Origin of the sequence: Pseudodonghicola flavimaris (assembly GCF_030164425.1) — a bacterium.
Classification (GTDB): domain Bacteria; phylum Pseudomonadota; class Alphaproteobacteria; order Rhodobacterales; family Rhodobacteraceae; genus Pseudodonghicola; species Pseudodonghicola flavimaris.
Genome location: NZ_JASNJD010000011.1, coordinates 144,737 through 168,187, shown reverse-complemented (window position 1 = coordinate 168,187; position 23,451 = coordinate 144,737). Strand labels below are relative to the sequence as shown.

Sequence of the window (23,451 nt, the reverse complement as noted above, 5' to 3'; positions counted from 1 at the left end):
CCCCCGGCACTCTCCCCCGCACCCCTTATCCACAGCCTTACCCACAGACCCGCTCCGACTCCCCCAAAAAACACCCCCCAAGCCAGACCAAAACAACCCACAAAGTCTCATTCCGCCTTGCCACGCAGGTGCCTTGCCAGCCATTCGCCGATCATCACGCAGGTCATATGGGTGTTGGCCCGGCAGTCGAGCGGCATGATCGAGGCATCGGCCACCCGCAGCCCCGGCACCCCCTTGACCGTCAGGTCCGGGTTCACCACCCCCAGCGGATCGCGATAAGCGCTCATCCGGCAGGTTCCGGCGGCGTGCTGGATGTCCCCGGCCTGTTCCAGCAGCAGCGCGTCCAGTTCCGGGTCAGACAGATCGGCCCCCGTCTCCAGGCTGATACCGCTGTCGGCCAGCGTGATGCTGCGGGCGATCCCGGCCAGGGCCGGCTGTCGCGCCAGCAGCCGGACCCGCCGCACCCCGTCGCGCATGCGCAGCAGATCGCGCGGATCGGCCAGCATGTTCTCCTCGATCCGCGGATCGTCCCCGGGCCGGGCGGAGGTCAGGGTCACGCAGCCCCGCGAGAAGACGTCATAGAGCCCGATGCCGACCGCGCCGCGCGGATCGGGCTCCCCCCTCGCCTCGACATTACGGTGATTGAAGCCGATCAGGATCATGTCGCGCAGCCCACCGCCGCCCAGACCCGAGGAATAGGTGACACAGCAATTGGTGTGGCGCGCATCCGGATCGGCCATGGCACGCTCCGGCTTCAGCTCGACACTGATGCGCATCAGCGGATGATCCATGAAGTGGCGGCCGACATCCGGCATCTCGCGCTGAACCGCGATTCCTTGGTCGCGCAGATGCATGCTCGGGCCCAGCCCCGAGCGCATGAGGATCGCCGGCGAATGCACCGCCCCGGCCGAGAGCACGACCTCAGGCGCGGAAAACACCCGCCACTCATCGCCCAGTTTCACCCGCACGCCGGTCGCCCGGCCCTTTGTCAGGATCACCCGATCGACCAGGGCCTCACCGAGAATGCGCAGGTTGCCCCGCCCCCGCGCCGGTTCCAGATAGCCGTCATTGGTGGTGATCCGGCGCAACCCGCGGCTGTTGATCGGATAGCAGGAGACCCCCTCCCCTTCCGGGGCGTTCAGATCCGGGTTCCACGGGTAGCCGGCGGCGAGGGCGGCATCGCGCAGCCCCCGGTCCACCGGGCCCCAGCTGTCCTGCGGGGCGCGATAGATCGGGATCGGCCCGCCCTGCCCGTGATGGGGGACCCCAGCCATATCGGGATCGTCCTCCATCCGGGCGAAGAGTGGCAGCACCTCGGCGGCCGACCAGCCCTCGCATCCCAGCGCCGCCCAGGTATCGAAGGCCTGCCCCACGCCCCAGATGGCGATCTGGGCATTGACCAGAGAACTGCCGCCCAGTCCCCGCCCGCGCCAGTAGTGGCGCGGCGCCTGCACCGCGGTGCGGCGGCTCTGCAGCCCTGGCCACTGCCAGGCGGCCTGATGCTCCGGGCGATACATGAAGGGAATGATATTGGCCGACCGCGCCGCCTCCGGCGCCTCTGCGGCGCGCCAGTCGCGCCCCGCCTCCAGCAGCAGCACCCGGGTGCCCGGGTCTTCGGAGAGCCGCCCCGCCAGGGTTGCCCCTGCCGAGCCCGCGCCGACGACAATCACATCATAGGTTTCGGACATGTGGCAGGCTCCATCGCTCCGGCAGAAAAGCACGGCGCCGGCGGGCGCATCGGCCCCGCCGGCGCGGCATGGGCGGCAGGCGGTCGCCACGCCTGCCGCCCGGGATCACGCCCCTGATACTCAGCGATAGGGGTAGCCGGCCTTCTCCATCACCGCGGCGTATTTCTTGAAGGCGTCGACCACCTTCTTCGGACGCTCGCCCTGCGCGGCGATTTCATCCCAGAAGCCTTCGGCGTCCTTCACGACGGTGGCCCATTCCTCCGGCGGGATCGAGGTCAGTTCCATCTTCTCGCCCTCGACCCGCAGCTTGGCCTCGCCACCCCAGTACCAGACCGCGCGGTAATAATGCGACTGATCGATGGTGATCTTGAAGAGTTCCTGCAGATGCGGCGGCACCTTGTTCCAGCTTTCGGTATTGGCGAAATAGGAGCCGAACCAAGCGCCGGTGACCGAGTTGGTCAGCGCATAGTTGCAGATATCGGCCCAGCCGACCTCATAGGCTTCGGTAAAGCCGCACCAGGCGACCCCGTCCAGCTCTCCGGTCTGCAGCGCGACTTCGACGTCGTCCCACGGCACGGTCACCGGGATCAGCCCATAGCGGGACAGGAAGCGGCCGGCGGTCGGCACCCCGAAGACGCGCTTGCCCTTCATGTCGGCCAGGCTGCGGATCGGCTCCTTGGTGAAGATGTGCAGCGGGTCCCAGGCGCCGGTGGACAGCCAGGTGACATTGTCGACCTCGTCATAGGCCTCCTGCCAGATCTCGGCCAGGCCGTAGTATTTGAACAGCGCCGGCACATCGAGCGAATAGCGGGTGGCGAAGGGGAAATAGCCACCGAAGACCGAGATATCGACCGGCGAGGCCATGGTCGCCTCATCCGACTGCACCGCGTCCAGCGTACCGTTCTGCAGCGCGCGGAACAGCTCCCCGGTCGGCACCAGCTGGTCGGCGTAATAGAGCTCGATCTCCATCTCGCCATTGGCGGCCTCGTTGAAGGCCTCGATCTGCGGCTTGATCACATGCGCCCCGAGCGGCGCCCCGGAATAGGTCTGCAGCCGCCACTTGATCGGCCCCTGCTGGGCGATCGCCGCGGGCGCGGCCAGGGTGGAGGCCGCCCCGATGGCAGAGCCGGCAAGAAATTTCCGGCGCGATGTCAGGATTTTCTCTGACGGCGATTTCCTGGAATTATCAGTCATGAAAGACCTCACTGTCGGATGGTTATCATTGGTCGAGGTGATCAGTTCCGCACAGCCTGAGGCAGCCAGAGGGCGATCTGCGGGAACAGCATTACCAGCGCGATGGTCAGCGTCATCATGGCGACGAAGGGCCAGATCGAGCGGTAGATGTCGGGAAGGGTGATGTCCTTTGGCGCCATGGCGCGCATCAGGAAGAGGTTATAGCCGAAGGGCGGCGTGATATAGGCGATCTGGCAGGTCATCGTATAGAGCACCCCGAACCAGATCAGCTGGGTGTTGCCGCTGCCGAAGCCCAGATCCAGCGTCTTGACCAGCGGCACATAGAGCGGGGCGACAATCACCAGCATGGCGGTGTCGTCCAGGAACATCCCCATCACGATGAAGGACAGCTGCATCATGATGATGACCTGCCAGGGGCTCAGCTCCCAGCGGTTCAGGAACAGGTTCTCGATCGCGCGCACGGCCCCGATACCGTCGAAAACCGCACCGAAGGCCAGCGCCGCCAGGATCAGCCACAGGAACATTGAGGAGACACCCAGCGTCTTGCGTGCGGTCTCATGCATCATCTTCCAGGTGAACCGCCCCTTGACGATGGCCGCCAGCGTCGCCGCGGTCGCCCCCACCGCCGAGCTTTCGACCAGGCTGGTATAGCCCATGATGAAAAGCCCGGTCATCGCGAAGAAGATCAGGAAGGGGATGATGCCCGCCCGCAGCAGCTTCAGCTTTTCCGACAGCGGCATGTTCAGCTCTTCGTCGGAGACCACCGGGGCGAGCGCGGGGTTCAGCCGCGCCCGGATCAGCACATAGATGACGAACATCGCCGCCATCAGCAGCCCCGGGATCACCCCGGCCAGCCAGAGCTGCGACACCGGCTGGCGCGCGATCATGCCATAGAGCACCATGACCACCGAGGGCGGCACCAGGATGCCCAGCGACGATCCGCCCTGCACCACCCCGGTGATCAGCACCTTGTCATAGCCCCGGCGCAGCATTTCGGGCAGCGCGATGGTGGCCCCGATGGCCATGCCGGCAACCGACAGGCCGTTCATTGCCGAGATGATGACCATGAGGAAAATCGTGCCGATCGCCAGCCCGCCGCCGACCCGGCCGAACCAGACGTGCAGCATCTTGTAGAGATCCTCGGCGATCCCCGCCTCGGACAACACATAGCCCATGTAGATGAACAGGGGCAGCGTCAGCATCGGGAACCAGTTGAACAGCTTGAACGCGGCGGAGAAGGGAATCTCGATCCCGCCGGTCCCGTAGAGCAGCAGCACCATGGCCGAACCGACGAACCCGATGGCGCCGAACACCCGCTGGCCGGTCAGGAGCAGCACCATCATGGTGCCGAACATGGTGAGCGCGATCAGTTCCGGGCTCATTCCAGCACCTCCCCGCGCAGCGCCGCGGCATGTTTGAAGAATTCCGAAACCGTCTGCAGGATCATCAGCACGATGCAGGCGACCATCAGAGACTTGATCGGGATCATCGACGGGTTCCACATCGAGAACCGGCGCTCCCCGGTCTGGATCGCGTATTCCAGCGACGAGACCGAGCCGATCAGCAGCACCACCAGGTAGAACAGCAGGCAGCCTAGCGTAATCATGTCCAACCGGTGCTTGCCGCGCTCGCTCAGCCGTTCGAACAGCAGATCCATGCGCACATGATCGCCGTCCTTCATCGTCTTGGCCCCGCCCATGAAGTAGTAGGCCGCGAGGGTGAACTGCGCCGCCTCGATGCACCAATGCAGGGGGATGTCGATGACATTGCGGGTCACCGCGTCGAGCAGCAGAATGCTCACCATCAGGAAGATCAGATACATCGCCACCAGTCCGACATAATCGGAAACCCGGTCGACGACGCGCACATAGGCCTGGATCACTTTCGGCATCCTGTCCTTCGTCTCTCGTTCAAAATCCCTCAATGCCGCGCGGTTCCGGCCACGCAGGGCACAAACGCGCGCCGTGGCCCCTGCCCCGACCCGGGCAGCCGACCTCCGGCAGCGTCTGAAACACCTCCAGTCAGCAAATATGCCCGCCGCCTCGCCACCCAATTTTTGACGATGCGGTCAAAAAAGTGACGGCACGGGTGTTTTTGATCATGTTCCGGGCATCTGACCCGCGACCGGAGCGGCCAAACAGGAAAAGACAGGGGCGCGGGAAACGCGTCTGAACGCTCTCGCGCGCCGCATCGGAGCGGCGGCCTACAGACAGAATCGGGCGATCATTCGGGCATATCTGTTCGCCATATTGACTGTTCGGTCATATTTCAGCGATGAAACACGATGAGAACTCCCAATGTGGAAAGCACCGCCATGCCCCCCACCTACGATATCGCGGTGATCGGCGCCGGGGTGATCGGCTGCGCCATCGCCCGGCGGCTGACGCTGGATGGTGCCCGCGTGATCGTTCTGGAAAAGGCGCCCGACATTCTGGACGGCGCCTCCAAGGCCAACTCGGCCATCCTGCATACCGGCTTCGACGCGCCGGAAGGCTCGCTGGAATGGCGCTGCGTGCAGGAGGGCTACCGGGAATACGAGGCGATCCGCAGCCAGATGAACCTGCCGCTCGACCGCTGCGGCGCGCTGGTCCTGGCCTGGAACGAAGAGCAGGAGGCCCGGCTGCCGGCGCTGATCGACCAGGCCCGCGCCAACGGCGTCGATGATGTCGCCGCCCTGTCGCGGGCCGAGACGCTGGCGCTGGAACCGAACCTCGCCCCCAGCCTGCGCACCGCCTTCCGGGTGCCGCGCGAAAGCCTGATCGACCCCTGGTCGGCGCCGCATGCCTATCTTTTGCAAGCGCTGCTGAACGGGGCGGAGCTGTGGCGCGACTGTGCCGTAACCGGCGGCGCCTTCGACGGGCAGCTCTGGCGGCTGGAGACCGCGCGGGGTGTCGTCGGCGCCCGCTATGTGATCAACGCCGCCGGCCTTTACGGCGACCGGATCGACGCGCTGCTGCTGGGCGAAACCGCCTTCTCCATCCGTCCGCGCAAGGGGCAGTTCGTGGTCTATGACAAGGCCGCCGCGCGGCTCGCCCGCCACATCCTGCTGCCGGTGCCGACCGACAAGACCAAGGGCATCGTGGTCTGCCGCACCATCTGGGGCAATCTTCTGGTCGGCCCCACGGCGGAGGATCAGGAGGATCGCAGCACCGCCGATCTCGACACCCCGACGCTGGAGATGCTGAAGCGGAAGGGCGCCGAAATCCTGCCGGCCCTGGCGGGGGAAGAGGTGACGACGATCTATGCCGGCCTGCGCCCGGCCTGCGAATTCAAGGATTATCAGATCAAGGCGCATGAGGGGCGCAACATGGTGACGGTGGGGGCGATCCGGTCGACCGGGCTCAGCTCCTCTCTCGGCACCGCCGCCCATGTGGCCCGGCTGGTGAGCGGGCTCGGGTTCGCCGCCTCTCCGCTGTCCGACCCGGAACTGCCGCGCATGGCGATGCTGGCCGAGGCGGAGCGGCGGGACTGGCAATGCCCGGGCAACGGCGGCATGCTCTGTCATTGCGAGCGTGTCACCCTGCGGGAGGCCGAAGCGGCGCTGACCGGCCCGCTCGCCCCCAACAGTTTCGCCGGGTTCAAACGCCGCACCCGCGCCACCATGGGCCGCTGCCAGGGGTTCTATTGCGGTCAGGCGGTACAGGACCTGCTGAACCGGGGGACCGGAGCATGACCCCTCTGCCCGACACCTTCGACGTGCTGATCGTCGGCGCCGGCCCGGCGGGCCTGTCGGCGGCGGCAGAGCTGAAATCGCGGGGCGTCGCCTCGGTCCATGTGGTCGAGCGCGAGGCCGAGGCCGGCGGCATCCCGCGCCATTGCCTGCATTCGCCCTACGGGATGCGCGAATGGGGGCGGGTGATGTTCGGCCCCGCCTATGCCCGCCGGCTGCTGGCCGAGGCCCGGGCGGCCGGCGCCCGTATCCACACCGCCACCACCGTCACCGCGCTGTTGCCCGGCGGCGGGGTGGAGCTGTCCACCGCCGAGGGGCTCCGCCGGATCAACGCGCGGGCGGTGCTGCTGGCGATGGGGGCGCGGGAAACCCCGCGGGCGGCGCGGCTGATTGGCGGCACCAAGCCCGGCGGGGTGATGAACACCGCCACGCTGCAGGAATTCGCCGCCTTCTCGCACCACCGCCCGTTCCGGCGTCCCGTGGTGCTGGGCAGCGAGCTGGTCTCCTTCTCCGCTCTCCTGACCTGCCGGAGCCTGGGCGTCAGGCCGGTGGCGATGATCGAACCCGGCGCGCGGATCAGCGCCCGGGCGCCGATGGCCGCCCTGCCGCCGATCCTCAGGGTGCCGCTCTGGCGCGATACCCGGCTGCTGGCGATCCACGGTCAGTCGCAGGTGGAAAGCGTCACGGTCGAAACCGGCGGCAACACACGGCGGATTGCCTGCGACGGGGTGATCGTCACCGGCGGCTTCCGGCCGGAGAATGCGCTGCTGCGCGCCGCCGGTCTGGCGGTGGATCCCGGCAGCCTCGGCCCGGTGATCGACCAGTACGGCCGGCTTTCCGATCCCGCCTATTTCGCCGCCGGCAATCTCCTGCGCGGGATCGAGACCGCCGGCTGGTGCGGCCGCGAAGGGCGCCGGGTGGCGCGGGCCATCGCACAGGCGCTGGCCGGACAGTTGCCCGACCCCGCATTGAGCCGTCCGCTGGCCTGCGAAACCGACGCCGTCGCCTTCGCCCTGCCCCAGCGCCTGTCGCCCGGTGGCCCGGCCCCGGCCTTCGACCGCCTGCAGCTGCGCCTGCGCCGCCCTTATCGCGGAGACATCGCCCTGAATGGCGCGCGTTTCCATATCGCCTCCCGACCGGAGCGCCGTATCCTGCGCAAACTGCCCGATGCCTGAGGCCCGATGATGAAGATCCTGTCGATCGACCAGAGCACCACCTCCACCTCGGCCTTCCTGTTTGCGGCAGGGGCGGCGCCGGAGCGGCTGTTTCAGCGCGATCACCGGCAGATCTACCCGCGACCCGGCTGGGTCGAACACGATCCGGAAGAGCTGCTGTCCCATCTGCGCGCGGCCCTCGCCCGCGGCCGGGCCGCCGGGGCGGAGGTCTGGGGGATCGCCAATCAGGGCGAAAGCTGCCTGGCTTGGGACGCGCGAACCAAGACGCCGGTCTCTCCCGTCATCGTCTGGCAGGACAACCGGACCGAGGCCGATTGCAGCGCGCTGGCGGCGGCAGGACACGCCCCGCGCCTCCGCGACCGGGCCGGGCTCAGGCTGTCGCCCTATTTCTCGGCCTCGAAGCTCGGCTGGTGTCTGCGCGAATTCCCCCGGGCGCGGGCGCTGCATGCCGAGGGGCGCCTGCGCCTCGGCACCACGGATGCCTTTTTCCGCGACGTGCTGACCGGCCGGTTCGAAACCGATGTTGCCACCGCGTCCCGCACCGCGCTGATGAACCTGCGAACCCTCGACTGGGATCACGATCTCTGCGCGCTGTTCGGGGTGCCGCCGGACTGTCTTCCGGCGATCACCGACTGCAACGGCGATCTGGGCCGGGCCGAGGGCCTGCCGCTCTGCGCCAGCATCGTCGATCAGCAGGCGGCGCTGTTCGGCCATGGCCTGCGCCGGCGGGGCGAGAGCAAGATCACCGTCGGCACCGGTGCCTTCGCCCTGACGCTGACCGGGGCGATCCCGCCCACCGCCGAGGGGGCCGCCTTGCCCACCGTGGCCTGGCGGCTGCGGGGACATCCGGCGCAATACGCGCTTGAAGGGGGCGTTTTCACCGCCGCCGCGGCGCTCAACTGGGTGCGGGAACTGGGGCTTTTCGACAGTTTCGACATGCTCGACGCCTTCGACCCGACCGACGGGCCGGCGATGATCGACCGCGATCTGGTCTTCGTTCCCGCCCTCTCCGGCCTCGGCTGCCCGCATTGGGACAGCGCCGCCCGGGGCAGCTGGTTGGGCCTGACCCTGACCACGGGCGCCCCCCAGATGGTGCAGGCGGTGCTGGAAGGTATCGCCCTGCGCATCGCCGAACTGCTGGCCGAGATCGAAGGCCGCAGCCCGGTCGCCGAACCAATCGGGCTGGACGGAGGGCTGACGCAGAACCGCTGGTTCTGCCAGTTTCTCGCCGACGTGACCGGCAAGAGCTTCGCCCGCTCCGACTATGCCGAACGAACCGCCCTGGGCACCGCCCTGCTCGCGGCGGAGGCACGGGGCACGGGGTTGTCCCTGCCCCGGACCGAAACCCTGTTCCGCCCGCAGCGCCGCTATCCCCACGCGCTGCGCCGCTTCGGCAGCGCCCGGGCGCTGGTCCAGCGCTGGGGCGAAGGCGGCTGACCGGCCCCGGCTGGCCCCGCGCCACCGCCGGCCGCCCCGCGCGCCTTGACTCGCCGAAGGCCCGGAAGTTACCGTAACGTAACCCTCCGCAACCCCAGGACGGCAACCATGGGCGTCAGGATCGAATTCTACGAAAGCTATCTCGATGACGGGACCGGCGCCGCCTTCTACGACGCGGAGACCGAGGTCTTTCCCTATTTCTTCTCTGCGGGGAATGTCTCCGGCATCTCCGACATCGGGTCGGTGCAGGACACCGCCGGCACCGTGTTCGCCACCTTCAACCCGGCGGATGGCATCCTCTATCCGGTCTGGGGTCCCGACGAAACGATCGAACAGCACGGTATCAAGGTTCTGGCCCTGCCGATCGCCTCCTTCTTCTTCGGCGTGCTGGCAGGCGGCGGCGGCTATAACATCTTCCGCTTCTCCAACCCGCCGCTGCTGCAGGATTTCCTGGTCATGACCTTCGGCGACCTGCTGGCCGGGGACGATGACGTCACCCTCAGCTTCCTGTCCGATGTCGGCACCCTCGGCGATGGCGATGACGAAGGCCATGGCCGCGCCGGGGACGATCAGATCGCCGGCGGGCTCGGCAACGACACCATCTGGGGCGACGGCGGCAACGACACCCTGCTCGGTCAGGACGGCAACGACATCCTGCACGGCGGCAATGGCGATGACATCCTGTTCGGCCAGGACGGCGATGACAGCCTTGAGGGCGACAACGGCAACGATCGACTGGAAGGGCTGAAGGGCAACGACACGCTGAACGGCGGCGATGGCGATGACGACCTGCTGGGCGGCAGCGGCGACGACATCCTGCGCGGCGGCGACGGCAAGGACAGACTGCAAGGCAACGGCGGCGACGATACCCTGTTCGGCGATGGCGGCGACGACAGGCTGCGCGGCGGCAGCGGCGCCGACACGCTGGAGGGCGGCGGCAAAGAAGACACCCTGTACGGCGATGACGGGGATGACGAGCTGTCGGGCGGCCAGGCGAACGACACGCTGTTCGGCGGCGACGGCAACGACGAACTGTTCGGCGGACCCGGAAACGACACCCTGCGCGGAGGAGAGGGCAACGACAAACTGGTCGGTGCCCGTGGCAAGGATACGCTCTATGGCGGCGCCGGCGACGACGATCTGGATGGCGGCCTGCACAAGGACAAGCTGTTCGGCGATGCCGGCGACGATTACCTGGAAGGCGGAGAAGACCGCGACACCCTCGAAGGCGGCGCCGGCAGCGACCGTCTCTTCGGCGACGCGGACAACGATATCCTGCGCGGCGGCGCCGGCGACGACTTCCTCGGCACTTCTCCCGAGGACGACTACGACGACAGCTTCGAGATCGGCAACGACAAGCTCTTCGGCGGCAAGGGCAATGACTGGCTGGCGGGCGGACCAGGCGACGACATCCTGGACGGGGGCGCCGGAAACGTCGACGTTTTGTACGGCGGCAGCGGCGAGGACATCCTGCGCCCCGGCAGCGGCGATTTCGACGAACTGAACGGCGGCACCTTCAACGCCCCCGACGGGGAGACCGATACCTTCGAGTTCAACTGGGACGTGGGCGAAAGCAACATCGTGAGGGATTTCGAGGTCGGCATCGACAAGATCCGCTTCGTCGATGCCGAGGACCGGTTCACACGCTGGGACGATTTCTGGGATTTCGCCTCAGAATCCGGCGACGGCAGGGTCCACTTCGAATTCGGGCATTCCTCGGTGGTGGTGTTCGGCGCCCTCGGCGCGCCCCTGACCCTGGACGACCTGAGCGATTCGATCTCGATCGGCATCGAGTAACCGGCACCGGGCCCGACCGCTCAGAGACGCAGAAGCACTGGATTGGGCACTGGCGATACGGCCCCGAGATCCCGATCGTCAGCCGCCAGCAAGCGTGGGCGACCGAAGCGGGGTTTCCAGTGGCAAAGGTCCGGCGAAATGGCTTTCCACACCGGTATGCCAATCTCCGACCGGGTGCGGTCCACGAAGGCGACGCGCACACCGGCCCGCTCGAGGCGGCGGGCGATCCCGTCCTGCGCCGGCCGGAGAACCCGACCGGGCGCGGAGCGCCCGAGGGACAGAGGCGGCAGGTCCAGCGAGACCTCTCGCCGCCAGTCCGCAAGCCCCGGCCTCTCCCCGCGCATCTCGAAAAGCAGCCACATCTGGGCCATTTCGCACAGCGCCCGGACCGCCGCCCCAGCATGATCAGGGGCCGCCGCGGCCCCCAGGGCGACAGGCCCCGCGCCGGCTCCGCCTGCGCCGACCGCCGCCACGACCGGCACGCCCAGATCGGTGGTAATGTCGAACAGCAGGACCCGGAGCCCATGGTCCTGCAACGCCCGGAGAACCCCGGCACCATCAGCTGTCAGGCCGGTCGGGTCCAGCAACGGACGCGCCCGGCGGCCGTACCACCAGCGCCCGGTCGCATCGCGTTCGATCAGCTCCATCAGCGCAGCGGCCTGCGCGCCGCGATGCGTCTCGCCAGCGGCGCCGCCGTTGGTATCGGCCTGAGCCCACCTGCCACCGCAGCCGGCCCCACCCGCAGCCAGGAAAACAGCCTCTGCCGCGACCCAGACGGTTTGCTCGGACAGATCGCGGGCCGGAAGCCATTCCGCAGCCCCTTCGCCAGGCCGGGGGATCTGGTCGAGCCCGCCCAGCCTGCGGGTCCACATGTCACGATCCGCGATCTGATCTGCCGCAAACCCCGCCAGCTCGGCCGCCCCCCAGACCGGCCCCGGCAGCTCCTCCCGGGGGGCCACGACGGTCGGGTCGTCGGCCCATCGGCAAAGCGCGGCCACTTCGATCATCTCCCCCAGCCCGCTCAGCATGGCGGCCCGTTCGGTGCCGCCCTTGCCGGCGCCGGCTCTCCCCGCGCGCGGCAGCGCCCCTTCGGGCCACAGCGGCCACCTCTCAAGAGCCCGGTGATTGGGCATCGTCACATTGCAATGCACCGGCCACCCCTCCGGCGACAGGGGGTGTAGCTCGAAATATGGCCGCAAATCCTCTAAGCTCATGTAAACAAGCGTAGATGGACCAAAGGCTGCGACAAAGGATGAAATCCAACACCGCCCAGCTTTCCACCTTGCCGCGCGGCTCCGACAGCAGCCGGGCCACGCGTGTCGTGCTCTTCACCGACATGGTGTCCTACAGCCACAACATCGGCACCGACGAGGCGTCGACGCTGGAGTTCATGGCCGGGTGTTTCGACACGATCCGGATCCTGTCGCACCGGCACAATGGCACCCTCGTCAAGACCATGGGTGACGGGGCCCTGCTGGTCTTCGACGATGCGACCAACGCGATTTCCTTCGGCACCGAGTTTCACCGGACGGTCGCGAAGATACAGGCGGGCGAGCCCGCGCCATATTGCTTTCGCACCGGCCTCCATGCCGGCGAAGTGGTGTTCCGAAACGGCGATGTGTTCGGCAATACGGTCAATATCGCCGCCCGGCTTCAGGCCCATGCCCAGGCCGGCGGCTGCGTCGTCTCCGAACAGGTCTATGCAGAGGTCAGCGCCCTGCCCCACCTGCGGTTCGTGCCCATCGGCGCCCCGAAACTGAGGAACATCCAGGAACGCATCCCACTGTTTCAGATCGTCGATCCGGCGATGGCCGCCACGCCCGCCGCCAGCGGACCGCTGCCGACCATCGCGCTGCTGAACGGTCCGCGCATTCCAGAGGCGGCCGTGCCCGGCGACACCGCCCAGCAGGACCGGAACGCACTGGCCCTGCTGGGGTATCTCGCCCTCTGCTCCGGACATACCGAGACGACCGAACGGCTGATCACGCTCCTCACCCCGAAGCTGTCCCAGGAAAAGGCGCTGACCACCCTCGAGGCCAGCCTCAGCGCACTGGCGGGCTTTCCCGGCACCGCCGACCTTCGGCCAACCCGGCAGGGCGATCTGGTCTTTCTGGATCAGGCCCGGTTCGAAACCGACCTAGCGGGGCATTTGCGCGCGCTCAGACGCGGGCAGGTTCCGGCGGTTTTCACCCAGGATGCGGACTGGCCCGACCGGATCCTCGCCGGGTTCGACGGGATCAGCCCGGTGTTCCGAACCTGGCTGCGCATTTCCCGGGAGAACTGGCGCCGGCGCGTCCTGCACGCGCTGGAAGAGCTTCTGGAACGCACCCCCGCCACCGAGCGCACCCGGGAGGAAGCGGCCGATGCGATGCTGCTGCTGGAACCGGGAAACGAACAGGCCGCGCTGGCGCGCATTCAGGCCCGGCTCTTTCACGACGACAGACCCGCCGCCTTGGCAGAATACGAGCGTCTGAAACGCTACCTGTCGCAAACCCATGCGATTGCACCGGGCAAAGCGATCCGCGACGCGATCCGCGCGGTCACGCAAAATGCCGCCGCCCGGATCGCCGACCAGCGCCCGGAGACGCGGCCGCGCCGGTTGCTGCGGATCGCCATCGGTGCAATCGATCCGCCCCCTGCCGAAACCGCCTCCATCGCCTCCGCCTTCCGGGCCGAGCTCATCGCCAGCCTGACCCGGTTCCGGGACTGGTCCATCATCGACATGGCGATGTGGTCCGCGGGCGCCGGACGCGATGCGGATATCTTCGATTATGTCCTCGATCTCGGCGTTCCCGACACAACCGGCACCCTGACCGTGAAGCTGGAACTGCGGCGGCATTCTTCGGGCCGCGTTGTCTGGGTCGGCCATTATCGCGTCGCGGGAAATCAGGCGGCGTCGCTGCAGGAGGCCATTCGCGACATCATTCTGGCCATCAAGGGATATGTCTCCTCCGACCGGCTGGCACAGGCCTGTTCCGGCATCGACCGCTTCGCCACCAGCTACGACGCCTGGCTTCGCGGAGACCGGGCGCTGATGCGCTGGACCCCCGAGGGGGCGGAAGAAGCCTCGACGATTTTCAGCGCCATCCTGGACCAGGACCCGGACAATGCGCCGGCACTGTTCCGCCTGGCCTCTCTGGTGAATATCCACCACATCATCTGGCCGGGCCAGATGCCCGGCGACAAACGTGTGCGGCAGGCCGCCAAATGGGCGGCGCGGGCGGTGGATGTGGATCCGATGGACGGCCGCATTCAGCGCACCGTCGCCTGGACCGCCGCCATGCGCCGGGAATTCGCCCGTGCCGCGATGCACATGGATCTGGCTGTCGGTCTCAATCCGAACAGCCAGTCAACGCTTGCCAGTTGCGCCATGGGCTATGCCTGGTTCGGACAGCGGGAAAAGGCGGATGCGACGCTGACATGCCTGCAGGGGATCAGCCGCAACATGCCCGATTGGTGCTGGGCCTATAATGCCTCCACGCTCTATTTTCTCGGCCGGCTCGACGAAGCCGCGGAGGCCGCGGAACTGGGGGCGAACAGCATCATCGACAATCAGGGCTGGATCGCGGCGATACAGGCGGAGCGTGGTGACAGGAACTCTGCGCGGCGCGCCTTCGAGACCCTGTTCGAAGACGTGCGGGACATCTGGGCGGGCCCGCAGCCCGCCAGCCGGGAGGCCGTCGCCGACTGGTTCGTCAACGCCTTTCCGATCCGCCATGACGCCGACAGGGATCGCATCGCCGCCGCCATCGGCCAGGCCAGGACCTAGGTGTTCAGTCCCGGCATCTGGTGGATCGGATTTAGGATGAATCGTTCTGGCTCAGAAGTCCAGATTTTGCAGATGTATTCGTAGGGCGTCAGACCGCTGAGTGTCTTCAGGCGGCGGGCGAAGTTATATGCATCCAGGAAGTCGGCGAGGTGGCTGCGAAGCTGCTCGTGGCTTTCGTAATGATACCTTTTGACCGTCGCGTCCTTGATTGTGCGGTTCATCCGTTCGACCTGGCCATTGGTCCATGGATGATTGGGTTTGGTCAGTCGGTGTTCAATCTCATTTGCTTCGCAGATCATGTCGAAGCGCATAGGCCGGGAATAGGCAGTGTTCCGGTTTCGGGGCTGGTCTGCAAACTGGATACCGTTGTCCGTAAGAATGGTGTGGATTTTGTAGGGAACGGTTTTCAGAAGGTGCTCAAGGAACTCCCATGCCGTTTTGCGATCTGCTTTGTCGACAAGTTTCGCAACGGCGAACTTACTGGTGCGATCGATGGCCACAAAGAGATGCAGCTTGCCTTCCCCCGTTCGCACCTCAGCAATGTCGATATGGAAATAGCCAATTGGGTAGCGCTTGAACTTCTGCCGTTTCGGCTTGTCACCCTCAACATCTGGAAGACGCGAAATACCATGCCGCTGAAGACAACGATGCAAAGACGAGCGGGTCAGGTGCGGGATGGACGGCTGCAGCGCATAAAGACAGTCGTCCAGTGGCAACAGGGTGTGCCGCCGGAACGCCACAACCATCGCTTCCTCATCTTCGCTCAGAACGTTTGAGCGCGGCTCTTTGGGGCCGGTCTTCTGGTCCTCGACAGTTTGCCGCTTGCGCCATTTGGCAACCGTCTTGGGATTGGTCCCAAGCTCCCGGCTCAGCTCCGCGATCGAAGCTTGCGATCGCTGTATCGTTGCTCTGACAGCGTGCGTGGTCGTGGCGCTCCCGTGACGAACTTGACCCATAATGCTTCCTTCCAATCCAACCAAAGGATCACACCATCAAACCGTGGGATCAAACACCTAGGCCCGGACCCTACTGGCACCGGTTCAGAAAGATCACCGCCAGCAGATATTGCTTGGCCTTCGTGGTGTCGCCGGCATTGATCAGGGTGGTCAGGTCATTGAGGATGGTGTTGAGGTACCCCCCGGCGACGAGATTGCCGCGCATCTCCGGCACACCGATGTTCATCTTCTCGGCGCCCTTGCCCTGATCCTTATCCTCATGACACTGCACGACCAGGTTATGCGGATTGCCATCCAGATCGAAGCGGTAGCGCACCGGGGTGCTGTCCAGATGCCGGAAAACCTTGTCCCCCAGGGAATTGGTCGCCTCGATGAAGAAGCTGTTCTTGGTCTCTCCCGGCCCGTTCAGCGCGTCGAACAGGTCATCGAAGAAATCCTGCGCCGGCGGGGCGGCCGCATCCTGCATCCAGGTGTTGATCTGCGCTCCGGCCTCGGCCATGCCGTCGCGCTGCCGCACATCCACCCCCGGGTCGGGCTGGGCCGGATCGTCGGGCGGGTTCTTGCGAACAATGATGTTGGTCATCGGATTTCCTTTTCGGCTGAACGTTCAGAGAACACCGCCATTGGCGACGGCAACGACATCGGAAAGCGCGAACCGTTCGGCCACCCCGTCCCCCGGCCGCAGTTCACGGGTGAAGTTCACGGTGGTGGCCCCGGACGGCGCCACGGAGATGATCGAGGCATCGGCAGCCTCCAGCGCGGCGTGAAAAGTCTCCATCACCACCCGCGCGCCCAGAGGGCCGAGCCCGGCACCGCCCGCCGTCTCCGCCTCGGCCAGGATGTAAAACCAAAGCGGCGTATGCGCGATCAGCGTGGCATCGTCGGCAAGGGCACCGAACCTCGGGCGGCGGGCGTCCAGAAACTCCGCCACGTCGAACCCGCCGAGCCCGGCGGCAGCGGCCAGTGTCTGACCGCTCGGCAGGCCCAGAGCGGCACCGCGCCGCAGGGTCCGCTGGGCGAGGTTGAAGGTGCCCGTCGCGTCAGGGTCCTGCGTATCGGGGAACTGGGCGCGCTCCAGTTCGCGAAACATCGGCGCCAGGCTGGCCTGAATCGGACGGGCCCTGAGGGTCGGCGGCAGGTCGGGATTGGCGTTCTCGACCATATGGCGCCATGCTTGGCACCATGTGAACGGCTGACAGCCGTTGATCAGCCCGCCACCATGGCTGGTGAAATAGGCCAGCGTGGACAAATCCGCGGTCTGCTGCGCGAACCCCGACCCGGGCGGGTAATCGATCGCCCAATGCACGTAGCTTTCGCGCACCATGCTGTGCCCGAAGCGGCAGCAGGCGGCGGCGAACTCGATCGGGATCAGGAAAAGCCCGGGCCCCGTGTGGACCAGCTTGCGGCCAGTGGCCATGACATCCTGAAACACATCGTCGGGCACGATGCGCCGCAAGTAATCGGTCAGGACCACGGCCTGCAGATGCCTCTGCGTGGTCTCTCGCGCCGCGGTTCCGGTCCGGCCGAGATCGACCGAGGCTTGCTGATGAAAGCGTGTCATCAGGACCTGCATCTGCGCGAGCGCCAGATTGGTGTCCGCCCGCGAATCGGGACAGCAGTGCGCCCCCTGCCCGCCCGCGCGCGGCAAATCGAAGGCCCGCTGGAACCCCGGCGACGCGAAAGCGGCGAGACCCAGCGCGCTGTCCTCGCGCTCTTCCCACTGGCTGGTTCTGGCCCCGGTTTCCGGCGCCGTCCCGAAAAGCGATGAAAAGTCGAGCGCGTGGAGCGCCTGGGCGTTCTCCCATCCGCCGCTGCCCCCCAGAAGCGGGTTCCAGGCCATGAACGACATATCATGCGCGAGGAACTGGCCCAGATAGGTGTAGGCCGCGGGAATGCCGGACGCCCCCGCGCTCAGCGTCAGGTCCGGCAGATAGGCCGTCATCGCCTCCCCAAGCGCATCCAGCGTTGCATCGTCCGGCGTCACCGCCGGTGCCGGAGCGGTCAGCGGGATCCGGGAATAGAGCTGCACCTGAGAGAACAGGGCAGCGTCCTGTGGCCCGGCGTTCCCCGCAGGCGCACGTCGCGCCCGCCGCCGGACCTGCCCGTCCAACCCCGGCACGGGTCCCAGCAAGGCCGCACGATCCGCGCTGGAGAGGTCAGGGATGGCCCGGGCCGGACCCGAAGGCGCCGCAATCCGCCGCTTTGGCGCCTCCCGCGCGCCGGGCGGCTCCATACTGACCGGGTGCCGGAGCGACAGCCGCAGCCTCGCACCATCCTTGCGCCCCTCAAGACGGAAGCCCAGGTCCTTACGAGAATGCGAAGCGGCATCTTCCGTGTTTACGATGAAAACGAGACCGCCGCCGTGAGTCAGGCTCATCGGCTTTCACCCTTTTCATTTCGGGTGTTATGTTACCTGCAAACCTCTGGATTTCAAAATGAAACGGACCCGCTCACATGCAAACCTGTCGCCACGGGCCGGGATCGGGCATGGCCGGGCCATTGACGGGCGCCGCTGCGATCCGGCATCGCAGAAAACCCAAGGGGCCGCGGCAGGCCGCCCAGCGCTCAGCGCAGGCGCCCACCGCACCAGTCGCGATCACGCCCCGCCGGTCGTGACCCGCTGTTTCAGACCGCCGAGGACCGCCTCCACCGAAGGCGTCGGCCAGTCGAAATAATCCAGCGTCCCGGCATAGCCATTCCCGCCCATTCGACCGATGGCATCCAGTTTTTCATGGTCCGAATAACAGGTGTCGGGATCGATGATATCCGCGCGGATATGGGCCATGACGATGCGGCCGAGAATGATCTCGCGGGCCGAACTCACCTGGATGCCCAGATACCGCTCGCATTCGAAGGCAACCGGCGCTTCCGCGATGCGCGGGCAGGCAACCTTCTCTCCCGGCGCGGCGGTCAGCCCGGCCAACTTCAGCTCATCGACCTCGGGAGCGACCCCGGCGGCCGTGACCGACATCGCCTCGACATTGGCCCGGTCGACGATATTCACGGTGAAGCATTCGGTCATGCGGATGTTGTAGGCCGTGTCCTTGAAACTGCGGTCGGGCAGGTTCTCCACGCCCAGCGCCAGGATCGGCGGATCGGCCGACAGGCAGTTGAAAAAGGAATAGGGCGCGGCGTTCACCACCCCATCGGGCGAAACCGTCGTCACCCAGGCGATCGGACGCGGCACGATGGTGCCGATCATGATCTTGTAGGCTTCCCGCGGCGTCAGCTCCGAGAAGTTGAAAGAGTGATAGCTATCATGCTGCGTCACTGGGCCAGTTCCTTGCCGTAATGGGACAGAATCGATTGAACGCTGTCGAGCCTGGACGGGAACTCCGCCCGCCCCGCGACCGCCCCCAGATGATGATCCATGATGTGAATTGCGCGTTCGGCATCCCCGGCCCGAATCGCCTCGATGATCTGGGAATGTTCGTCAACGGCGCAGTCGGACGAGTGATTCCGGGCATACATCGACATGATCAGGGAGCCGCGCCGCACGACCTCGGAGACGTAGCGCGCGAGCACGTCGTTGCCGGTCAGCTCCGCCAGCAGGACGTGGAACTCTCCTGCCAGCCGGATCGAGACCGGACCATCCTTGCCCTTGACGTTCTGCTCACTGCGCACATGCGCCTCCAGGCGATCGTATCCATTCTCCGGCATCTGCTGGCAGAGGATCCGGATCACCTCATTCTCCAGACACCGGCGCACCGCGAAGACCTGCTGCGCCTCTTCCCGCGAGGGTTCCGCGACGAAGGCGCCACGGTTGCGACGGGTCACCACCAGCCCTTCGTTCTCAAGACGGACCAGCGCATGCCGGACAATCGTCCGACTCACGCCGAACTGCTCGCCCACCGTGTCCTCCGGCAGGCGCATCCCCGGCGTCAACGCCTGCTCGATAATTGCCTTCTGAAGCAGGTCATGCACCGCGTCAGTCAGGGTGTTCTTGTCGTCACTCATTGTCCGGCTCGCCCATCAACTTTGCGCTCACCATAGCGCATACAATTTCCCCGTCAATCGGATACAATTTACTTGCAGCATTGCATACAACCTGCCATCGATATGAAATCGTATCCAATCTTGGCGATTCCAAAATACAATCTTCATCAGCAGGGACTAAGACATGCACATGAGACAGCTTCTGCTTGCCACAGCCGCGGTTGCGGGTCTGGCAGGCGCCGCTCAGGCCGAGAATGTTCTGAAATGGGGCGCGAACCGCGATATCGGCTCGCTCGACCCCTATTCCTATGGCGACAGCTTCACCATCAACGTGCTGAACCACGTCTATGAGGGGCTGGTCCGCTACAACAAGGACCTGAAGATCGAGCCGGCGCTGGCCGAAAGCTGGGAGATCCTCGACGATCAGGTCACCTGGCGCTTCGCGCTGCGCAAAGGCGTGACCTTTCACGACGGCGCCCCCTTCACCGCCGACGATGTGGTCGCCTCGCTGGAGCGCGTCAGCGACGAAACCTCGCCGCTGAAGGGCAATCTGCCGGCCTATGTCTCCTCCCGGGCGGTTGACGACTACACCGTCGACATCACTCTGAACGGCACCTATCCCCTGCTGCTCAACGATCTCACCAACATCCATATCTTCGACAAGGAGTGGATGACCGCGCATGACGCGCTGAAGCCGACCGACATCGGTGCAGGCGTCGAGGGCTACGCCACCTACAACGCCAACGGCACCGGCCCCTTCAGCGTCGAAAGCCGTCAGCCGGACGCCAAGACCGTCTTCGTCAAGAACCCGAACTGGTGGGATACGCCGCAGCACAATCTCGACCGGATCGAACTCCTGCCGGTGACCTCCGCCGCGACCCGCGTCGCCGCCCTTCTCTCCGGCGAGATCAATTTCACCAACGACGCGCCGGTGCAGGATCTGCCGCGGCTGGCGGCGGCGCCGAACGTTTCGGTGCTGGAAGGCGTCGACCTGCGCACGGTCATGATCGGCTTTCCTTTTCGCGACAAGCTGAGCACGGGCGCGGACAATCCTTTTACCGACGTGAAAGTGCGCGAGGCGCTCTACAAGGCGATCGACCTCGACCTGATCCACAAGAAGGTGATGCGCGGCAAGAGCCGCATCGCCGGCGCAACCGTCGCCCCGCCGATCCCCGGCTATGTGCCGGCACTGGATGAGCTGCCGGGCTTCGATCCCGAGGCCGCCAAGGCGCTGCTGGCCGAGGCGGGCGTGCCGGAAGGTCTCTCCTTCGAGTTCAGCTGCATCTCGGACGGGCTGGTGAACGAAGAACAGTTCTGCCAGGCCATCGCCTCGATGTGGAGCCGCGTCGGCCTTGCCCCCAAGCTCGACGTTGCCCCCCGCGCGGTGCAATCGCCGAAACGGACCAACGGCAAGACCGACGTCTATATCCTGGGCTGGGCGACGCTGCCGATGCTGGACGCCTATTCGCCGCTGCTGCAGATCTTCCACACCAAGGAAGGCAATGCCGGCGTCTTCAACTGGGGCGGCTGGTCGTTCCCCGAGCTGGACAGGCTGATCGACGCCGCCGGCAGCGAACTGGATCTCGACAAACGCCTGGCGCTGGAGACCGAGGCGCTGGGGATCGTGAAGAAAGAGCATATCATGCTGCCGTTGCACCAGCAGCCGATGGCCTGGGCCGTCACGGACGAGGTGACGACCATGCCGCTCTTCCCCGACAACAAGCCGCGCCTCTGGTTCGCCCAGGTGGCTCCCGGCTCGTGACCTGACGGCAGACCGCCTTCGCGCGGTCTGCCACCCCGCACCGCCGGCGGCAGCCCCCAGGCGCCCGCCCGGCAGCAACGGAGACAGCGATGATCGCATTCCTTCTCAAACGGGCCACCAACGCGGCCTTTGTCATGTTGGCGGTGGCCCTGCTGGCCTTCGTGATCTTCCGGTTCTTCGGCGATCCGGTCGAGATGATGGTGAACGAGCAGGCGACCCAGGCCGACCGGGCCGAGCTGCGCGAGCGGCTGGGCCTGAACGACGGGCTGATTACGCAATACGGCCGCTTCGTGACGCACGCGGTCCAGGGGGATTTCGGCATCTCCTACCGCAACCAGCAGGATGTGATGGTCCTCATCAAGGAGCGTTTTCCCGCAACCTTCGAACTGGTTCTGGTGGCCACGGTCATTTCCCTCGTGGTCGGCATCCCGCTGGGCGTGATCACGGCGGTCTATCGCAACTCAAGACTTGCCAACGCGCTGCAACTGGGATCGATCGTCGGGGTGTCCCTGCCGAGTTTCGTCGTCGGCATCCTGCTGATCCTCGGGTTCTCGGTTACGTTGGGCTGGCTGCCGGGCTTTGGGCGCGGCGAGACGGTCGACATCGGCTGGTGGTCCACCGGCTTTCTGACACCGTCAGGCCGCGCCGCGCTGATCCTGCCGTCCATTTCCCTGTCGACGTTTCAGGTCACGCTGGTCATGCGGCTGGTGCGCGCGGAAATGCTGGAGACGCTGCGCGCCGACTACATCAAATTCGCGCGCGCCCGGGGCGTCCCCACCGCCCGCGTGCAATGGCGCCACGCCCTGCGCAACTGTCTCATGCCCGTCATCACCCTGACCGGGATGCAGATCGGCAACCTGATCGCCTTCGCTCTGGTGACCGAAACGGTGTTTCAGTGGCCCGGCATGGGGATGCTGTTCATCCAGGCGGTGACCTTCGTCGATATCCCGGTCATGGCCGCCTACCTGATGATCGTCTCCTTTATCTTTGTTGCCCTGAACACGCTGGTCGACATCACCTATGCCTGGGTCGACCCCCGATTGCGCGACGATACCGCCCGCACAGGTGGCGGGAATGGCTGAACCGGAGACCAAGATGGAAAAGCTCGCCCCCCCGCCGCAAACCGTCACGCATGCACCCGCGCTGCCCGCGCGTTTCAGGCGCCTGGCACAGCTTCGCGACAGCGATCTGTGGTTCTCCTTCCGGACCCACCCTTCGGCCGTCTTCGCTGCCGCGCTCCTCGCCCTCGTCGCGCTGACCGCCTTTCTCGCCCCGCTGATCACGCCGCAGAACCCCTATGACCTGGCCTCGCTCGAACTGTGGAACTCGGAAATACCGCCGATCTGGAACGCCGAGGGGCAATGGCCCTATCTTCTGGGCACCGATACCCAGGGCCGCGACATCCTGTCGGCGATCCTCTACGGTTCCCGCATCTCGCTGATCATCGGCTTCGCATCGGTGTTGCTGGCGCTCAGCGTCGGGCTCGCGCTCGGGCTCGTGGCCGGCTACTTCGGGGGCTGGATCGACAATGTCATCATGCGTCTCGGCGATGTCCTGCTGTCGATGCCCTTCATCCTGATCGCCATCCTGATCACCGCCATCGCCGCCGCCTCCCTGCCTGCCGGGCTGAAGGACGTGCTGGCCGCGCCGATCCTGATCTTCGCCATCGCGGTGCCCTCCTGGGTCCAGTATGCGCGCACGGTCCGCGCCTCGGCGATGGTGGAGGCCAGGAAGGAATACGTCCAGGCGGCGCGGCTGATCCGCGTCAAGGCCTGGCGGATCATGCTGCACCACATCCTGCCGAACTGCATGACCCCGATCATGGTGGCGGCGACACTGAATTTCGGCCTCGCCATCCTATCGGAGGCGACCCTGTCCTTTCTCGGGGTGGGGATGCCGCCGGATCAGCCCAGTCTCGGGACGCTGATCCGCATCGGCAATCAATACCTCTTCTCCGGCCTGTGGTGGATCGTGGTGTTCCCCTCGATCCAGCTCTGCCTGATCGTTCTGTCGGTCAACATGATCGGCGACTGGCTGCGCGATGCGCTCAACCCCAAACTGCGGTGA

Annotated in this window: 18 protein-coding genes; 8 read left to right on the top strand and 10 right to left on the bottom strand. The window is 66.1% G+C overall.

Going from position 1 to position 23,451, the window contains the following annotated elements; all coding sequences use genetic code 11:
- Nucleotides 1–107: 107 nt before the first annotated feature.
- From QO033_RS15505 to QO033_RS15490, 4 genes are all read right to left on the bottom strand, one after another.
- Nucleotides 108–1,688, bottom strand: coding sequence for a GMC family oxidoreductase (locus tag QO033_RS15505; protein ID WP_284481888.1), 1,581 nt, complete (start codon nt 1,686–1,688; stop codon nt 108–110).
- Between the two features lie 120 nt (nt 1,689–1,808).
- The gene (gene dctP, locus QO033_RS15500; protein ID WP_284481894.1) at nt 1,809–2,843 is read right to left on the bottom strand and encodes a TRAP transporter substrate-binding protein DctP; all 1,035 of its coding nucleotides are present in this window, start codon (nt 2,841–2,843) and stop codon (nt 1,809–1,811) included.
- 80 nt (nt 2,844–2,923) lie between these two features.
- Nucleotides 2,924–4,264, bottom strand: a complete 1,341-nt coding sequence (locus QO033_RS15495) for a TRAP transporter large permease (RefSeq protein WP_284481887.1) — start codon at nt 4,262–4,264, stop codon at nt 2,924–2,926.
- Complete coding sequence (locus QO033_RS15490) at nt 4,261–4,773, bottom strand: TRAP transporter small permease subunit (RefSeq protein ID WP_284481886.1); 513 nt, start codon at nt 4,771–4,773, stop codon at nt 4,261–4,263. Before QO033_RS15490 ends, QO033_RS15495 begins: the two co-directional genes overlap by 4 nt.
- Nucleotides 4,774–5,166: 393 nt before the next feature.
- Here QO033_RS15490 and QO033_RS15485 point away from each other — a divergent pair, with 393 nt between their 5' ends.
- The 4 genes from QO033_RS15485 (at nt 5,167) to QO033_RS15470 (ending at nt 10,961) form a co-directional block, all read left to right on the top strand.
- Nucleotides 5,167–6,555 (top strand): NAD(P)/FAD-dependent oxidoreductase, encoded by a 1,389-nt coding sequence (locus QO033_RS15485; protein ID WP_284481885.1) that lies wholly within the window; start codon nt 5,167–5,169, stop codon nt 6,553–6,555.
- On the top strand, nt 6,552–7,727 hold the full coding sequence (locus QO033_RS15480; RefSeq protein ID WP_284481884.1) for an NAD(P)/FAD-dependent oxidoreductase: 1,176 nt from the start codon (nt 6,552–6,554) through the stop codon (nt 7,725–7,727). Before QO033_RS15485 ends, QO033_RS15480 begins: the two co-directional genes overlap by 4 nt.
- Before the next feature lie 6 nt (nt 7,728–7,733).
- Nucleotides 7,734–9,164 (top strand): FGGY family carbohydrate kinase, encoded by a 1,431-nt coding sequence (locus tag QO033_RS15475; protein WP_284481883.1) that lies wholly within the window; start codon nt 7,734–7,736, stop codon nt 9,162–9,164.
- 108 nt (nt 9,165–9,272) lie between these two features.
- Entirely contained in the window at nt 9,273–10,961 is a 1,689-nt protein-coding gene (locus QO033_RS15470) for a calcium-binding protein (RefSeq protein WP_284481882.1), read from the top strand.
- 20 nt (nt 10,962–10,981) lie between these two features.
- On the opposite strand, the gene QO033_RS15465 is transcribed toward QO033_RS15470, so the two are convergent.
- Entirely contained in the window at nt 10,982–12,094 is a 1,113-nt protein-coding gene (locus tag QO033_RS15465; protein ID WP_284481893.1) for a YcaO-like family protein, read from the bottom strand.
- Between the two features lie 119 nt (nt 12,095–12,213).
- Between QO033_RS15465 and QO033_RS15460 the strand changes: the two genes are divergently transcribed.
- On the top strand, nt 12,214–14,730 hold the full coding sequence (locus QO033_RS15460) for an adenylate/guanylate cyclase domain-containing protein (RefSeq protein ID WP_284481881.1): 2,517 nt from the start codon (nt 12,214–12,216) through the stop codon (nt 14,728–14,730).
- Here QO033_RS15460 and QO033_RS15455 read toward each other — a convergent pair.
- The 5 genes from QO033_RS15455 to QO033_RS15435 all read right to left on the bottom strand — a co-directional run bounded on the left by QO033_RS15455 (nt 14,727) and on the right by QO033_RS15435 (nt 19,643).
- Nucleotides 14,727–15,686, bottom strand: coding sequence for an IS481 family transposase (locus tag QO033_RS15455; protein WP_284481880.1), 960 nt, complete (start codon nt 15,684–15,686; stop codon nt 14,727–14,729). The two genes, QO033_RS15460 and QO033_RS15455, sit on opposite strands and share 4 nt — an antisense overlap.
- Nucleotides 15,687–15,756: 70 nt before the next feature.
- Complete coding sequence (locus tag QO033_RS15450) at nt 15,757–16,269, bottom strand: hypothetical protein (RefSeq protein ID WP_284481879.1); 513 nt, start codon at nt 16,267–16,269, stop codon at nt 15,757–15,759.
- A 24-nt stretch (nt 16,270–16,293) separates the two neighbouring features.
- Entirely contained in the window at nt 16,294–17,817 is a 1,524-nt protein-coding gene (locus tag QO033_RS15445) for a peroxidase family protein (RefSeq protein WP_284481878.1), read from the bottom strand.
- A gap of 465 nt (nt 17,818–18,282) precedes the next feature.
- Nucleotides 18,283–18,957 (bottom strand): flavin reductase family protein, encoded by a 675-nt coding sequence (locus tag QO033_RS15440; protein ID WP_284481877.1) that lies wholly within the window; start codon nt 18,955–18,957, stop codon nt 18,283–18,285.
- Nucleotides 18,954–19,643 carry a GntR family transcriptional regulator gene (locus QO033_RS15435; RefSeq protein ID WP_284481876.1) on the bottom strand — a complete coding sequence of 230 codons (690 nt, stop codon included), beginning with the start codon at nt 19,641–19,643 and terminating at the stop codon, nt 18,954–18,956. Before QO033_RS15435 ends, QO033_RS15440 begins: the two co-directional genes overlap by 4 nt.
- A gap of 169 nt (nt 19,644–19,812) precedes the next feature.
- Here QO033_RS15435 and QO033_RS15430 point away from each other — a divergent pair, with 169 nt between their 5' ends.
- The 3 genes from QO033_RS15430 to QO033_RS15420 all read left to right on the top strand — a co-directional run bounded on the left by QO033_RS15430 (nt 19,813) and on the right by QO033_RS15420 (nt 23,451).
- Entirely contained in the window at nt 19,813–21,384 is a 1,572-nt protein-coding gene (locus QO033_RS15430) for an ABC transporter substrate-binding protein (protein ID WP_284481875.1), read from the top strand.
- 89 nt (nt 21,385–21,473) lie between these two features.
- Complete coding sequence (locus QO033_RS15425; protein ID WP_284481874.1) at nt 21,474–22,466, top strand: ABC transporter permease; 993 nt, start codon at nt 21,474–21,476, stop codon at nt 22,464–22,466.
- The gene (locus QO033_RS15420) at nt 22,459–23,451 is read left to right on the top strand and encodes an ABC transporter permease (RefSeq protein WP_284481873.1); all 993 of its coding nucleotides are present in this window, start codon (nt 22,459–22,461) and stop codon (nt 23,449–23,451) included. The genes QO033_RS15425 and QO033_RS15420 overlap by 8 nt, the downstream gene beginning before the upstream one ends.

Excerpts from the sequence above, each read along its gene's own strand:
- QO033_RS15505 (WP_284481888.1), bottom strand. The coding sequence starts at position 1,688 with ATGTCCGAAACCTATGATGTGATTGTCGTCGGCGCGGGCTCGGCAGGG.
- QO033_RS15495 (WP_284481887.1), bottom strand. The coding sequence starts at position 4,264 with ATGAGCCCGGAACTGATCGCGCTCACCATGTTCGGCACCATGATGGTG.
- QO033_RS15490 (WP_284481886.1), bottom strand. The coding sequence starts at position 4,773 with ATGCCGAAAGTGATCCAGGCCTATGTGCGCGTCGTCGACCGGGTTTCC.
- QO033_RS15485 (WP_284481885.1), top strand. The coding sequence starts at position 5,167 with ATGAGAACTCCCAATGTGGAAAGCACCGCCATGCCCCCCACCTACGAT.
- QO033_RS15480 (WP_284481884.1), top strand. The coding sequence starts at position 6,552 with ATGACCCCTCTGCCCGACACCTTCGACGTGCTGATCGTCGGCGCCGGC.
- QO033_RS15475 (WP_284481883.1), top strand. The coding sequence starts at position 7,734 with ATGATGAAGATCCTGTCGATCGACCAGAGCACCACCTCCACCTCGGCC.
- QO033_RS15470 (WP_284481882.1), top strand. The coding sequence starts at position 9,273 with ATGGGCGTCAGGATCGAATTCTACGAAAGCTATCTCGATGACGGGACC.
- QO033_RS15465 (WP_284481893.1), bottom strand. The coding sequence starts at position 12,094 with ATGCCCAATCACCGGGCTCTTGAGAGGTGGCCGCTGTGGCCCGAAGGG.
- QO033_RS15460 (WP_284481881.1), top strand. The coding sequence starts at position 12,214 with ATGAAATCCAACACCGCCCAGCTTTCCACCTTGCCGCGCGGCTCCGAC.
- QO033_RS15455 (WP_284481880.1), bottom strand. The coding sequence starts at position 15,686 with ATGGGTCAAGTTCGTCACGGGAGCGCCACGACCACGCACGCTGTCAGA.
- QO033_RS15450 (WP_284481879.1), bottom strand. The coding sequence starts at position 16,269 with ATGACCAACATCATTGTTCGCAAGAACCCGCCCGACGATCCGGCCCAG.
- QO033_RS15435 (WP_284481876.1), bottom strand. The coding sequence starts at position 19,643 with ATGAGTGACGACAAGAACACCCTGACTGACGCGGTGCATGACCTGCTT.
- QO033_RS15430 (WP_284481875.1), top strand. The coding sequence starts at position 19,813 with ATGAGACAGCTTCTGCTTGCCACAGCCGCGGTTGCGGGTCTGGCAGGC.
- QO033_RS15425 (WP_284481874.1), top strand. The coding sequence starts at position 21,474 with ATGATCGCATTCCTTCTCAAACGGGCCACCAACGCGGCCTTTGTCATG.
- QO033_RS15420 (WP_284481873.1), top strand. The coding sequence starts at position 22,459 with ATGGCTGAACCGGAGACCAAGATGGAAAAGCTCGCCCCCCCGCCGCAA.